The following is a 14,059-nucleotide window of genomic DNA, read 5'->3' on the forward strand; positions in this document are numbered from 1 at the left end:
CTCATCAAGTGGCAGATATAAGCGCGCCCAGCGCCGACGGCAAGCCATGCAGGTCGTTGATAGGTGCAACCCGGCGTCGGCCGAATAGTGCTTTCGCGTCATCGAGTGTCTGCGGATCGAGGGCAAGACATCCGCACCGGATGCCCCGCACCGCAAGCTCGTTCAATGCGCGCCGCGTGTCCTCACGCAGATAGCGTGAATCGAAGACATCGATATCGAACGGCATGCCGTCGGACACCGTCAACAGGCTGGCTCTGGAGAAGCCCATGCGCGCGGCCTCCTGGCTAACCCTTGCACCGGTATGCCGCAGTGCCGCGCCGAAGCGCGTGGACAGGCCTGGACGAATCCGCGCGAGGTAGGCCTCGGTCGACGCGCTCCACATCTCGTCGAAGTCTTTGAACACGTGAAAGCGCACGCGATGCCGCCCATCGGAATGAAAGCCGTACATCGCATAGGGCCGGTCACCCGTGTTCAGCGCTTGTCCAAGTATGCGAGCGACGTCGAGCACAGTATCGATGCGCCTGTCGAACGCGTTCGACGCCGAGAGGTCCAGCAGCACCGCGAGCGGCGCACCGCGCGCTTGCAGTCTGGGCACGACGAAGCCCTTGAAACGGTCCCGCTCGCCGCGCATCGCATCAATGCGCCCAGCGATGCATGCATCGAGATCGAGCAGATCGCCTTCGAACTCGCGAGTCCTGCCGGTGACGGCGCGCTCCCGTGTCGAATTGAGCATCGCCCTGATGCGCCGTGCCGATGTTGTGCGATCGTCAAGGACCGGACGCTCTGCCATGGCGGCGTCGAGACGCAATGATTCGACGCTGCACCAGTTGCCGCGATAGCGCCGGATCACATAGTCCCACTCGGGGTAGCGATGCAACGATACGACGCGCGTGGCCAGTTCCTCATCGTGCGCAGCGGCGGCTGTCGGTGTGTCGCCGGGGGTATCCGCGATCCGTTTGGGCGGCGTTGGCTCTTTGGGTGGAACTTCGCCGGTTCCTTCGCTTTCCTGTGGCACGACATTGCGCTCGGGTGTTGCATCGCCGGATGCCGGCGCGATGGGTGTCGGCGGTAAGTCCCATAGCAGGCTGTTGTCATCGCGATAGACGGCTTCCGGGGCATACGTCTTCGCGTTGAACTGGATGCGCATCTGGCCGAGATCGTTGCCCAGCAGGTTGCCGAGATGGCGCGAGATGGTGGGGTCCGTTCCATCTGTTCTCCTGAACGCCTCTTCGAACAAGGCGCGGCCCTTCGTGACCCAGCCGTCTCGATCGACGTATCCCGGGTCCAGCAGAGCGCGCGCAAGTCTTGCGATCAGAGCCGCCGCGGTGCCCGCGCTCTCCGGACCCGTTCTATGAAATGGCAGCCACCAGCGCTGCAAGCCTGGATAGCGCGCCATTGCGAGCCGCTCGACCCGTGCGTCTTCGATCACACCAACCAGCGTCAACTGCAACGGCCGCAGTTTGGCGGGATCGAAGCGCACGGTCGAATAGGTGAGATGGGCTGCTGCATGGGCGGCACATGCCAGGTAGAAATGGCGCGCGTCGTCCAGACTCTCGGCCTCATGTTCACGCGGCAACATCAGTGCGGTGTCGGTGACAATCGGGCAGGGTTGTGCAACTGCCTCTTCATTGCGCACGAGTGCCTGCACAGGAGCGTTCAGCTGCCATGCGGCGCGCAGATACAAACCGAGCGTCCGCTCGAAGCGGTTGAGCGAAATGGCCTCACGCGTAGTGATCGGGCTAGGTGTCTTGGCGATGCCCTGGCGCGTCGCCGTCGCCGTCGCCATTGCCGCGCCGGCGTTCATCCGAACACGCCACTGGCTGTGGCCATCAGCGCGGCACACAGATCGGCGTCGTCGCCAAGTGGCTGGATGATGCCGATCCGGCACGCGGCCAACGCATCCATGCCATGCGCGATCAACGTCGCCGCGTAGATCAGCATGCGTGTCGAAGCGCCTTCGGGCAACGCGGGATCGTCAAGCATGCGGGTGCGCGTTGCAATCGTCACGAGCTTTTCGGCCACTGCGTGGGGCACACCGCCCTCATGCGCAACGATCGCGGCTTCGGTCTGCGCATCCGGCCAGCTGAGGTCGAGCGCAACAAAGCGCTGACGCGTCGACGGCTTCAGGTTCTTCGACACATGCTGATAGTGCGGATTGAACGAGATCACCAGGGTGAAATCCGGATGCGCGGTGATCAGCTCGCCGCACTTGTCGATCGGCAGAATTCGACGCGAATCGGTCAGCGGATGAATGACCACAGTCGTGTCCTGCCGCGCTTCGACCACTTCATCGAGGTAACAGATCGCCCCATGCCTGACGGCTTGAGTAAGCGGTCCGTCTTGCCAGTAAGTGCCGTTGCCGTCGAGCAGGTAGCGGCCAACAAGATCGCCGGCATTCATGTCTTCGTGACAGGCAATCGTCACGAGCGGGCGCTTGAGCCGCCACGCCATGTGTTCGACCAGCCGCGTCTTGCCGCAGCCGGTCGGACCTTTGAGCATGATCGGCAATCGCGCATGGTAAGCGGCTTCGAACCATGCCAGTTCGTGATCGACCGGCTGATACCAGGGCTCCTGCGCGACACGCCACGCGTCCAACGGCGCGCCGGCCGGCGTAAGTGGCGCTCTCGTCATGCGCCTCCCTGCTCGTACGCGTGCGCGGCTCGCAGGACGGGTTCAGGATACCGGTCGAGTTCGACTTCGGTCAGAGACAGATGACGGGCCTGGCTGAAATCGATCAGATCGGCCCTGGACGGACGGCGAAGTGTCACGGCATACCTCTCAGTTGCGGTTCTGGGACGCGTGGGACGCGCGCGGCGCCCCTTCGTGGAAACTGTCGAGCGTCAGATGGACGGCCTCGACAGCGGTGGAAAAGATCGCGCGCAAGGCGATGCTGTCGGCGGCCAGCATCCTGACGAACGTGCCGCATGCGCCTGGCAGCACACCCGCTGCGGCATAAGCGGTCGTGAGGGGCATGTCGAGCTTCTGGAGTGCTGCATTGATGGCGCGCGTCAGTGCTTCGTTGCCTGCATCGCTGTCGTCGAGTCTGAGCACGAGCAGGCCACCGTGCGCACCATACGTCTGCCGCACCCCGGTAAGCGAGCCGCGCGCAGCGCCGGGTTCGAGGCGAAAGCGGTCGCGCGCCAGCAGTTGCGAGTCGGCGTTGCGGACGTTGAGGGTTGCATCCAGCACACCGAAGCGCGCGGCCCGGTGCGTCGGGTCGTGCGTGAGCCACGTATCGGCGATGAGAACCGTTGCAGCCCGGTGCAACACGACGTCGATGGTGCTCAGAAGGCAGGCAGCGGGAAACAGGATGGTCGGTTGCGGCAGATAGTCGAAACGCGATTCCGGATGGGCTTCGATGGCGACCCGCGAATGTGCGATGCCGTGTGTCATCGTGTGGACGATGGTTGCCGCTGCTGTGCGAACGGTGGCCCGCGCGCGCGGCATTGCTACGAAGCGCTGGAACACGCGGTCGTTTTCGAACAGGCCTCCCGACGAGGATTGCACGATTACTTCCGCGTTGGCATGGGAGCGACATGAAGAAGAGGCGATTCGCCGGGTTAGCGGCAAGACACGCCCGACATGAAACGGATAACCGCCGCGCTGCCGTGATAGCCAGGTCTTGCCGGACGCCGCACGCTCGAAACACAGATCGAGTTGCGCTGGTTCCGTGTCGACGTACCCCGGTAGCGTCTCAGAGCGCATCGAAGAGCACGTTTTCGACGATGGCATCGGCGACCGCATCCACTCCAGCGCCTGTCGCACAGTTAGTCAACAGCACGGGCCGTCCGCTGCGCACCTCGCGCGCCTCGCCGACCATCCGTTCCAGATCCACGCCCACGTACGGCGCGAGGTCGAACTTGTTGATCACCAGCAGATCGCAGGACAGCACGCCGAGTCCGCGTTTGCGCGGGATATCGTCACCGGCTGCGACGTCGATGACGAAGATCCAGTAGTCCACCAGATCGAGCGAGAACGATGACGCGAGATTGTCGCCTCCCGATTCGATCAGAACCAGCCGCAAGCCGGCATAACGTGCGTCGAGTTCGTCCGCGGCCTGCAGGTTGAGGGTTGGGTCTTCGCGGATCGCAGTATGGGGGCACGCACCCGTTTCGACAGCGAGCACGCGTGCCGGATCGATCAGACCGCTACGGCGCACCCGGTCGGCGTCTTCGCGCGTGACGAGATCGTTGGTGATGATCGCGAGGTCGACACCGCGTGCCGCGAAGCGCGGAATCAACCGTTCGAGCAGGCGCGTTTTACCCGATCCCACAGGGCCGCCTATGCCGACGCGGGCCGCGCGTGCAGCATGGCCAGTGGACTGCGCGGCGTTATCAAACGGCGTTGTTGCAAACGGCTCGCCGCTGGAGAAATTAAACTCGGTGCTCATCGAAACACTCCTGTATGCCCTGCGATGCGTCTAACGCAACATGTACCGTCGGCTAAGCGGGACTTCGCGCGCCGGGTCGCAGCGGATCACCTGGCCGTCCACGGACACTTCGAACGTCTGCGCATTGACGGAGATGGAAGGGCACGCGTCGTTGTGCAGCATGTCGCGCTTGCTCAGGTTTCGTGTGCCGTGCGCACCGACCAGCTTGCGCGTGATGCCTAAGTGGCCGTGCAGATCCGCATCGAGTGCCAGCCGGTTCACGAAGTTGACTGCAAGCGAGGCAGGTGCGCGTCCGAACGCTCCCCATTGCGGCCGCATGGCGAGCGGCTCGCAGGTCATCAGCGAAGCGGCGGAATCGCCCATCGCTCCCCACGCAATAAAGCCGCCCTTGATGACGACCTCAGGTTTGATGCCGAAGAATGCGGGCCGCCACAGCACGATATCGGCGAGCTTGCCGTCCTCGAGCGAGCCGACCGTGTCGGCAATGCCGAAAGTGCGCGCCGCGTTGATCGTGTACTTGGCGATGTACCGTTTGATCCGCTCGTTGTCGCCGCGTGCAGTGCGTTCGCTGGAAAGACGTCCGCGCTGGTCCTTCATTTTCGAGGCCAGTTGCCAGGTCCGGCAGATCACTTCGTTGATACGCCCCATTCCCTGGCTGTCCGAACCGAGCATCGAGATCGCCCCGAGATCGTGCAGGACGTCCTCGGCCGAAATCGTCTGCGCACGGATGCGCGATTCGGCGAACGCGACATCTTCCGGTACCGCTGGGTTCAGGTGATGGCACACCATGATCATGTCGAGATGCTCATCGAAGGTGTTCACGGTATACGGGTTGGTTGGATTGGTCGACGAGGGCAGGCAGTTCAACCGTCCCGCCACCGCGATGATGTCGGGCGCGTGGCCGCCACCCGCGCCTTCGGTGTGGTACATATGGATCGTGCGGTCCTTCATTGCAGCTACTGTGTCTTCGAGAAAACCGGACTCGTTCAGCGTGTCGCTATGCAACTGCACCTGAAAATCGTATTCGTCGGCGACTGTCAGACACGTGTCGATTACCGCGGGCATCGCGCCCCAGTCCTCGTGGATCTTCAGCCCAAGGCAGCCGCCACGTAGCTGGCCGAGCAACGACCCCGGCTTGCTCGAGTTGCCGCGCCCGAGAAAGCCGAAGTTGAGCGGCCACTGCTCGGAGGCCTGCATCATGCGTCCCACGTTCCACTCGCCGCCGCAATCGATGCCCACCGTGATCGGCCCGAGCGAGCCGCCAATCAGCGTGGTGAGGCCGGAGGCAAGCGCGTGTTCGCAGAGTTGCGCCGAGTCGAAATGCACGTGGACGTCGATACCGCCCGGGGTGGCGATAAGTCCTTCGGCATCCTTGACAGTTGTCGAGACGCCGCATACGAGGCGCGGGTCGACGCCATCCATCACTTGTGGATTGCCAGCTTTGCCGATCGCGACGATCCTGCCGTCCTTGATGCCGATATCGCCTTTCACGATGCCAAGCACCGGATCGATGATCGTCGCGTTGCAGATCAGCATGTCGAGTGCACCGTCTGCGCTATCATGCCCGGCTTTCAGGCCCATGCCGTCGCGCAGCGTCTTGCCACCGCCGTGCAGGCATTCGTCGCCCGGCACCGCATAGTCATGTTCGATCTCGGCGAAGAGCGACGTGTCTCCGAGGCGTACTGCGTCGCCCGTGGTCGGGCCGAACATCTCGGCGTAGGCCTGGCGTGTCATCGTAACCATTCAGGCTCCTTCGAAGCCGCGCTGGGCGGCGCGTGCGAGGGCTGCCTCGCGTAGGCCGGTGTCGGCGAGCGCGCCGTCCGTCAGACCGTTGAGGCCGAAAATTTCCTGCGTGCCGCCGAAGGCGACCAGCGTTACGTCCTTGGCGTCGCCGGGTTCGAACCGCACGGCCGTGCCTGCCGGGATGTCGAGCCGCATGCCGAACGCGGCGGCGCGGTCGAAGCGCAGTGCGCGATTGACTTCGAAGAAATGGAAATGGCTGCCCACCTGAATCGGCCGGTCGCCCGTGTTGACGGCACGCACGGTGGTGCGAACGCGGCCGGCGTTCAGTTCAATGTCCCCTTCCATTGCCAGGATTTCACCGGGTACTACGGTGTCGGCAGCGGGTGTCTGCGTGCCGGGCCGGATCGGCTGATGCACGGTCACGAGCTTGGTGCCATCGGGAAACGAGCCTTCGACCTGCAGCATCGGCACGAGGTCGGCGACGCCGGGCAGCACGTCGTCCTCGGATAGCAGCGTCGACCCGTAGGCGATCAGGTCTGCCACGCTGCGGCCTTCGCGCGCGCCCTCGAGAATTTCGTCCGCAATCAGTGCGACGGCTTCCGGATGATTGAGTTTTAGACCCTTGTCGCGATGACGGCGGGCCAGTTGTGCGGCGGTGAAAAGCGTCAGGCGCTCGTATTCGGTCGGGGTCAGCAGCATCGCGGTCTTCCTTCCTGTTAGTTGGCAAAGAGCCGCGCGTCGTGCGTCTGGCTGCGCAGCGCGGCAATATCGGCTGCGAAGGTGGCGGCGTGCAGGTCGTCGAGCGGTGGCGCCGGCTGTGCGAGGACACGTGCGAGCGGCGCGCGCAGCAGCGTTAGAACGCGCTGCGCGTCGAGATGACCGACGATGCCCAGACGCACGGCCGAACTCACTGCGCCGGTGCAGGTCATGTGCGCGGAGATGGCACGCGCCTCTTCCTCCGCGATACCAAGGCTGCGCCACACCGCGCCCTGAACGGTGGCGAGATGGCCAGGTGTGCGGTCAGCCGCGATGGCGTCGCGAATCCGGTTCGCCGTTTCCGAGCCGAGCCGCGCATGCACATCGGCCAACGTGCGGCCGAGACGGCGCGAGCCGTTGCGCAGAGCCGGGGGCAAGCTCATGGCTTCGGCCAGCGCATCGACTTCATGCCACACGTCAAATGCGTCCCCGGCGCGCCACGCGCCACACATCAGCCCTTGATCCAGACTCGCCCAACGTGACAAGGCCTGCGATTCGACAAACGCAAGCAGCATTGTTGCGTCGGTCACGAGCGCATCACGCATGAGACCTTCGAGACCCCACGAGAACGCCATCGCGCCGCCGGGGAAAAAGCTGTCCGACTGCTGCAGGCTGGCAAGCAGGCTAATGGGCCCGTTTGCGATTGCCTCAGGTGGGCGAGCGGAGGACGTCTCAGGCATGGTGATGCTTTCCCCCCGCGAGTCCTTCGGTTGCGAGGCGAATGCGTTGATCCGCGAGCATCGGGGTGAGCCGTTGCAGACAATCGTCAAGCGCGCCCTTGACTGCGATTTCCAGTGCGTTCCGATCGAAGCGCACCTTCCAGTGCATGTTGCCGGCGAAGTAGCCTAGCTCGAGCGCCGCGGCCGCATCGCGCGGTTCGAGTCGCAGCCAACGCGTGTCTTCAGTACGCACGACCAGCGCCGCATCGCGGTCGAGCCGCAGCACCGCGCCGTCGAAGAGATGAGCATCGCGGTCGAGCGCGATACCGCATTCGTCGCCGCGCTGGGTGCGCGCGCGCAGGCGGTGCCGCCGGATATCGTCGGCGGCGAGCGTCACATAATCGACTCGCCCCTGATGCTCGAGCGAGTGCAGCAGATCGGCAATGCGCGGTTCGGACGCACTGCCTATGATCGACGTGTAGGTAATCATCGCGTGTCGCTCCCGCCGGGCCGTTTAGCGATGTGCCAGATCGGACGGATTCGGAATCCCTGGGATCGGACATTCCTCGGTGCCAGGCGTGCTGCGCGTGAGCGCCTCGACCATCTTGCGGGTGCCTTCCGGATCGGTGATCCACTTCGAGTAGAAGTCGTACGGGCAGTCGGCCACGCCGTCGGCTTCCTCACGGGAGTTGATCTTGCCGGTGTAGCCGCGATGCAGCAGCTTGTACAGATGGTTTTCCGACTGCATGTTCTTGCGGGCATCGCGGATCAGGCTCTTGGATAGCGCGCCGTACTGGATGCCGAATTCTTCCTCGCCGCATTCGCCGAGCGTGCGCCCGTCGAAACCGATGATCGCCGAGTGGCCGAAGTACGAGTAGACGCCGTCGAAGCCTGCGGCATTGGCGACTGCTACATAAACGTTGTTCGCCCACGCCATCGACTTGGCCATCAGCACCTGCTGCTCCTTGGCGGGGTACATGTAGCCCTGGCAGCGTACGATCAGCTCCGCGCCTTTCATCGCGCAGTCGCGCCAGATCTCCGGATAGTTGCCGTCGTCGCAGATGATCAGGCTGATTTTCAGTCCCTTCGGGCCTTCCGACACATACGTGCAGTTGCCCGGATACCAGCCTTCGATCGGCACCCATGGCATGATCTTGCGATACTTCTGTACGATCTCGCCCTGGTCGTTCATCAGGATCAGCGTGTTATACGGTGCCTTGTTCGGATGCTCCTCGTGACGCTCTCCGGTGAGCGAGAACACGCCCCACACCTTGGCGCTGCGGCACGCTTCAGCGAAGATTTCGGTCTCCTCGCCAGGCACCGCGGCTGCGGTGTCGTACATCTCCTGCTGGTCGTACATGATGCCGTGCGTGCTGTACTCCGGAAAAATCACGAGGTCCATGCCGGGCAGGCCGATTTTCATACCCTTGAGCATCTCGGCGATCTTGCGCGCGTTGGCGAGCACTTCGGCCTTGGTGTGAAGACGCGGCATCTTGTAGTTGACCACTGCCACACCAACCGTGTCGAGACTGCTTGAAATGTCACCGTGTAACATAAGGACTCCTTTTTGGTAAGGGTGCACTCCCGCAAGGGAGTGTCGTGAATTCAGATGGTCAGATAGCGCATGATCCGTTCTGCGTCGACGTTCTCACGCCGGTCGCTATGCACGAATCGGCCCTTCTCGATGATAAGAAAGCGATCGGCAATCTCGAGCGTGAAGTTCAATACCTGCTCGGAGACGATCAAGGCGAAATTGCGTTCCTTCTTCAGGCGATTGAGCGCGCGGGCGATGTCCTTGATGATCGACGGCTGGATGCCTTCTGTGGGCTCGTCGAGAATCAGCACTTTGGGCTCGGAAACGAGGGCGCGGGCGATCGCAAGCTGCTGTTGCTGGCCGCCGGAGAGATTGCCGCCGCGCCGGGCGCGCATTTCCCAAAGCACGGGGAACGACTCATAGATGTACTCTGGAATCTTCGGCTTACGGATCCGGTCCATGCCGGTGAGGATATTTTCTTCCACGCTTAGGTACGGAAAGATCATCCGGCCTTGCGGCACATACCCGAAGCCCGCGGCAACCCGCTCGTAACTTTTCGTTCCTGCCAGATTGCGTCCGCCCAGGTTGATTTCGCCGCTGCGCGAAGGGATCATACCGATCAGCGACTTCAGCAGGGTGGTCTTGCCCATGCCGTTGCGGCCCATCACAGCAATGGTTTCGCCGGACATCAGCTCGAAACTGAGGTCGTGAAGAATATGGCTTTCGCCGTAGAACACGTTGAGATTCTGGATCGCGAGCATATTCAATGTCCCAGATAGACTTCAATCACACGGGGGTCGTTTTGCACCTGGTCCATCGTGCCTTCGGCAAGCTTCTTGCCCTGGTGCAGAACCGTCACCTTGTGAGCGACCGATTTCACGAATTCCATGTCGTGTTCGATAACCACCACCGAGCGTCCCTTGGCAATCTCGCGCAGCAGCGCGCCCGTTTGCTCGCGCTCCTTCGCGCTCATGCCGGCAACGGGCTCGTCGAGCAGCAGCAGTTCTGGGTTCTGCATCAGCAGCATGCCGATTTCGAGCCATTGCTTCTGGCCGTGGGATAACTGCGCGGCCTTGCGGTCGAGCTGGTCGGCGAGGAAGATCATGTGCGCGATGCGGTCGATTTCATCGCGCACGGCCTCATCACGGTGAAAGAACAGACAGCCGATCACGTCGCGCTTCTTCGGGTAAGAGATTTCCAGATTCTCGGCCACGGTCAGATCTTCGTAGACGAGCGGATTCTGGAATTTGCGACCTACACCCGCACGGGTGATCTGATATTCGAGCATGCGCTCGAGGTTCAAACCTTTAAAGGCGATCGTTCCGTAGGTCGGTTTCGTCTTGCCGCAGATCATGTCGAGCAGCGTGGTCTTGCCGGCGCCGTTGGGGCCGATCACGACGTGCAGTTCGTTTTCTTCGACGTAGAAGTTGAGATCGTCGACCGCCTTGAAGCCGTCGAACGACACCGTCAGGTTCTCGACCGAAAGGATCATCTGGCTCATTGCGCGGCTCCCTGGCGCTCGCGCAGCCATTCGATGACACCGGCGAGCCCCTTGGGCAGGAACATCGGCACGAAGATAAAGAGGCCGCCGATCAGGTACAGCCAGAAGCCAACGAAGTTTTCGGAGAGAAAGCTCTTGGCCGCACCGACCAGGATCGCGCCATATACTGCGCCCACCAGCGACAATCGTCCGCCCACCGCCGCGTAGATCACCATCTCGATCGAAGGCACGATGCCGCACACCGACGGTGAGGCGAAGCCGACCTGCAGCGTGAACATCGCGCCGCCGATGGCCGAGAACAACGCTGCCACAGCGAAGATGAAGCCCTTGAAGAGGGCGGGGTCGTAGCCCGAGAAGCGGATGCGGTCCTCGCGGTCGCGAATTGCGATCAGTACCTTGCCGAGACGGCTCTTCAGAATAAAGCGGCCGGCGAGGATCGCCGCCAGCAACAGGCATGCGCTCACGTAGTAGAGCAGGTAGACAGCAGTGTCGCTTTGCACGCTGTAACCCATGAAGGTGGGCAGATTCGTGATGCCGTTGATGCCGCCCGTGTAACCCTGTTGACCGATGATCACGATCGACATGATCGACGCGAGCGCGAGCGTCACGATCGAAAAGTACACCCCACCTACGCGTTTTCTAAAATTCGCATAGGCAAGGATAAAGGCGAGCAGCGTCGGCAGGATCACGATGGCGGGCAGGGCAAACCACGCGTGCTCAAAGGGTGCCCACCACCAGGGCAGCTTGTCGATGCTGTTCCACGTCATGAAGTCAGGCACGGGCGGTCCACCGTTGCCGAAGACTGCGGCGGCAGGATCGGCTGAGGTTGCCTCGAGCTTCATGTACATCGCCATCATGTAGCTGCCGAGACCGAAGAAAATGCCTTGTCCCAGACTCAGAATGCCGCCGTAACCCCAGGTGAGCACGAGCCCGGCTGCGCAGAACGCGAAGCTCAGATACTTCGCGAACAGGCCGAGGCGGAAGGAGCCGGACACCGCAGGAATGGCAACCAGCAGGAGCAGCGCGAGAATCACGACGGAATAGCGTTCGAGCAGCAGCGTCGCACGCAAGCCGGGGCTGAGTGCCGCTGCCGGCGGATTCGATGTGCGCGGCGATGAAATCGGAAGGTCTTTCATGTTAGCGGCGAACCTTGAGTGCGAAGAGCCCGTTGGGCCGGAAATACAGTGCGACGATCACCAGCAGCAGAATGGCCGCTTTCGCCATCGAACCGCTCAGGACCAGTTCGAACATCGATTGCAACTGTCCGATCGAGAACGCCGAGAGGAAGGTGCCGACAAGGCTCTCGACGCCGCCGAACACCACCACGATGAAGGTGTCCACAATGTATTGCTGCCCGGTGACCGGACCGGTCGAGGCGAGCATCGTGAGGGCGCTGCCAGCAATGCCAGCGAGGCCGCAACCCACCGCGAAGGTGACGGCGTCCACGCGTTCTGTGTTGATGCCGGCGGCGCCTGCCATCGCGCGGTTCTGCATCACGGAGCGGATCCGCAGGCCCCAGCGGCTGCGAAACAGAAACAGGTACACCGCGAGCGCCACCGCCAGCGTGAGACCGATGATAAAGATGCGCGAGAGCGGAATCGCCATACCGGGTGTCGGATTCCATGCGCCCTGCAGCCACGTCACGGTGGGCACGCTCACATCGATGGGGCCGAATACCTGCCGGTAGAGTTGCTGCAGTACCAGCGACAAGCCCCAGGTGGCCAGCATGGTGTCGAGCGGCCGGTGGTAGAGAAAGCGGATCATCGCGCGTTCCAGCACAAAGCCGACCGCGCCCGTCACCACGAACGCCACCACGATCCCGACCAGAAAATACGCGCCCATTAGCGAAGGCAGATAGCGGGCGAACACGATCGAGGTCAGATAGGTCATGTACGCACCGAGCGCCATCAGCTCGCCGTGCGCCATGTTGATGACGCCCATCAGGCCGAACACGATCGCAAGACCGATTGCCATCAGTGCCAGCACGGTGAAGAGCGACAGGCCGTTGAAGACCTGGGTTAGAAAAGTATCGAGAGTCATCGCAGTTCTTTTGCCGGAAAGGATGCCTGGAAGACAAGGCGCGATGGGTTAGCATGCCCATCGTCGCCCGGGTAACGCACGAGCCTTTCCTTAGCCCAGTTTCGGGAACGGGTTCGGCTCGATCAGCGGCGACTCGTACAGAATGTCGACCTGTCCGTCGGGTTTGAAGGCGCCGATTCGTGCGTGCTTCCACAGGTGGTGATTGCTGACGTGGAAATGGATCTGTCCTTCCGGTGCATCCCAGCCGAGATTCGACGACGCCGCGACCACCTTCTCCACATCGAAGCTTTTGGCCTTTTCCGCCGCGAGCTTCCACAGGTACACGGAGGTATAGGCGGCTTCCATCGTGTCGCCGATCACGCGGTCCGCGCCGTACTTCGCCTTGAACGCCGGGACGAACTTCGCGTTCACCGGGTTCTGCACGCTCTGGAAGTAGCCCATGCACGAGAGCACGCCGGTCAGGTTGTCGCGGCCGATACCGATGGCTTCCTCTTCGGTCACGGCGAGCGCCATGATCGGCTGGTTCTGGCCGGTGATGCCGACCGAGTTCAGCTGCTTGTAGAACGCCACATTCGAGCCGCCGACGATCGTCGAGAGAATCACGTCGGGCTTGGCGGCCTTGATCTTGTTGATAACCGACGAGAACTCGACCGTGCCGAGGGGGAAGTAGTCTTCGCCCACGACGGTGCCGCCTGCCTTCGCAATGGTCGGATGCGCGATACGGTTGGTGGTGCGCGGCCAGATGTAGTCCGAACCGATCAGATAGAACTTTTTGCCCTTGTTTTTGGCGAGCCAGTTGACTGCCGGTATCACCGATTGCGTGGCCTCCTGACCCGTGTACATGATGTTCTTCGACATCTCGAGTCCTTCGTAGTACGTCGGATAGTAGAGCAGACCGTTATAGCGTTCGAACACGGGCAACACGGCCTTGCGCGAGGCCGATGTGTAGCAGCCGAACACGGCGGCGACCTTGTCGCTTTCCACCAGCTTTTGAGCCTTCTCGGCGAAGGTCGGCCAATCGCTGGCGCCGTCTTCGACGATGGGCTGGATCGGGCGGCCTAGCACGCCGCCCGCGGCGTTGATTTCGTCGATCGCGAGTTTCTCGGCATCGACCACGTGTGCTTCGGCAATCGCGACTGTCCCCGTCAACGAATGCAGGATGCCGACCTTCACCGGGTCTGCCGCCGAGGCGGCACGCGAGGCCAGCATCAGCGAACCCGGGATGGCGCCGGCAGCGGCAGTGGCGATCGCGGTCTTCAAAAAGTCACGTCTATTGTTCTTCATGGCGCCCTTCACAAAAGTTGAAGACAAAAAAAAGCCCGAAACCAGCGGTTAGCTGGTTTTCGGGCTTTTTTGGCCGGTGTCATGCAAGACGCCTTTGTCTCGCACAACGAAACTCGTTAGGATCGAGGGTGCAGGTCTCGGCTTCACACTCG

Annotated in this window: 15 protein-coding genes; all 15 read right to left on the reverse strand. The window is 62.3% G+C overall.

Going from position 1 to position 14,059, the window contains the following annotated elements; genetic code table 11:
• Positions 1–4: 4 nt before the first annotated feature.
• Positions 5–1,804, reverse strand: coding sequence for a nitric oxide reductase activation protein NorD (locus P3T17_RS01595; RefSeq protein WP_429404289.1), 1,800 nt, complete (start codon positions 1,802–1,804; stop codon positions 5–7).
• Complete coding sequence (locus P3T17_RS01600; RefSeq protein ID WP_074264034.1) at positions 1,801–2,631, reverse strand: CbbQ/NirQ/NorQ/GpvN family protein; 831 nt, start codon at positions 2,629–2,631, stop codon at positions 1,801–1,803. Before P3T17_RS01600 ends, P3T17_RS01595 begins: the two co-directional genes overlap by 4 nt.
• Positions 2,628–2,768, reverse strand: a complete 141-nt coding sequence (locus tag P3T17_RS01605) for a hypothetical protein (RefSeq protein WP_429404291.1) — start codon at positions 2,766–2,768, stop codon at positions 2,628–2,630. The genes P3T17_RS01600 and P3T17_RS01605 overlap by 4 nt, the downstream gene beginning before the upstream one ends.
• Before the next feature lie 10 nt (positions 2,769–2,778).
• A complete protein-coding gene (locus P3T17_RS01610) occupies positions 2,779–3,705 on the reverse strand; it encodes an urease accessory protein UreD (RefSeq protein WP_429404293.1) in 927 nt (308 codons plus the stop codon).
• Entirely contained in the window at positions 3,695–4,390 is a 696-nt protein-coding gene (gene ureG / locus P3T17_RS01615) for an urease accessory protein UreG (protein WP_074264036.1), read from the reverse strand. The genes P3T17_RS01610 and ureG overlap by 11 nt, the downstream gene beginning before the upstream one ends.
• Positions 4,391–4,420: 30 nt before the next feature.
• Positions 4,421–6,124, reverse strand: coding sequence for an urease subunit alpha (gene ureC / locus P3T17_RS01620; protein ID WP_429405473.1), 1,704 nt, complete (start codon positions 6,122–6,124; stop codon positions 4,421–4,423).
• A 9-nt stretch (positions 6,125–6,133) separates the two neighbouring features.
• Entirely contained in the window at positions 6,134–6,832 is a 699-nt protein-coding gene (gene ureB / locus P3T17_RS01625; protein WP_074264038.1) for an urease subunit beta, read from the reverse strand.
• A gap of 17 nt (positions 6,833–6,849) precedes the next feature.
• Complete coding sequence (locus tag P3T17_RS01630; protein WP_429404295.1) at positions 6,850–7,569, reverse strand: urease accessory protein UreF; 720 nt, start codon at positions 7,567–7,569, stop codon at positions 6,850–6,852.
• Entirely contained in the window at positions 7,562–8,038 is a 477-nt protein-coding gene (gene ureE, locus P3T17_RS01635) for an urease accessory protein UreE (RefSeq protein WP_429404297.1), read from the reverse strand. Before ureE ends, P3T17_RS01630 begins: the two co-directional genes overlap by 8 nt.
• A 24-nt stretch (positions 8,039–8,062) precedes the next feature.
• Complete coding sequence (locus P3T17_RS01640) at positions 8,063–9,103, reverse strand: aliphatic amidase (RefSeq protein ID WP_429404298.1); 1,041 nt, start codon at positions 9,101–9,103, stop codon at positions 8,063–8,065.
• 50 nt (positions 9,104–9,153) lie between these two features.
• On the reverse strand, positions 9,154–9,843 hold the full coding sequence (gene urtE / locus P3T17_RS01645; RefSeq protein ID WP_429404300.1) for an urea ABC transporter ATP-binding subunit UrtE: 690 nt from the start codon (positions 9,841–9,843) through the stop codon (positions 9,154–9,156).
• A gap of 2 nt (positions 9,844–9,845) precedes the next feature.
• Entirely contained in the window at positions 9,846–10,613 is a 768-nt protein-coding gene (gene urtD / locus P3T17_RS01650; protein ID WP_429404302.1) for an urea ABC transporter ATP-binding protein UrtD, read from the reverse strand.
• Complete coding sequence (gene urtC / locus P3T17_RS01655) at positions 10,580–11,719, reverse strand: urea ABC transporter permease subunit UrtC (protein ID WP_074264044.1); 1,140 nt, start codon at positions 11,717–11,719, stop codon at positions 10,580–10,582. Before urtC ends, urtD begins: the two co-directional genes overlap by 34 nt.
• A gap of 1 nt (position 11,720) precedes the next feature.
• On the reverse strand, positions 11,721–12,623 hold the full coding sequence (urtB, locus tag P3T17_RS01660) for an urea ABC transporter permease subunit UrtB (protein ID WP_074264045.1): 903 nt from the start codon (positions 12,621–12,623) through the stop codon (positions 11,721–11,723).
• Positions 12,624–12,713: 90 nt separating this feature from the next.
• Positions 12,714–13,907 carry an urea ABC transporter substrate-binding protein gene (gene urtA / locus P3T17_RS01665; RefSeq protein ID WP_074264046.1) on the reverse strand — a complete coding sequence of 398 codons (1,194 nt, stop codon included), beginning with the start codon at positions 13,905–13,907 and terminating at the stop codon, positions 12,714–12,716.
• Between the last annotated feature and the right edge of the window lie 152 nt (positions 13,908–14,059).

The organism is Paraburkholderia sp. GAS82, assembly GCF_050436285.1.
GTDB classification, from domain to species: domain Bacteria; phylum Pseudomonadota; class Gammaproteobacteria; order Burkholderiales; family Burkholderiaceae; genus Paraburkholderia; species Paraburkholderia phenazinium_B.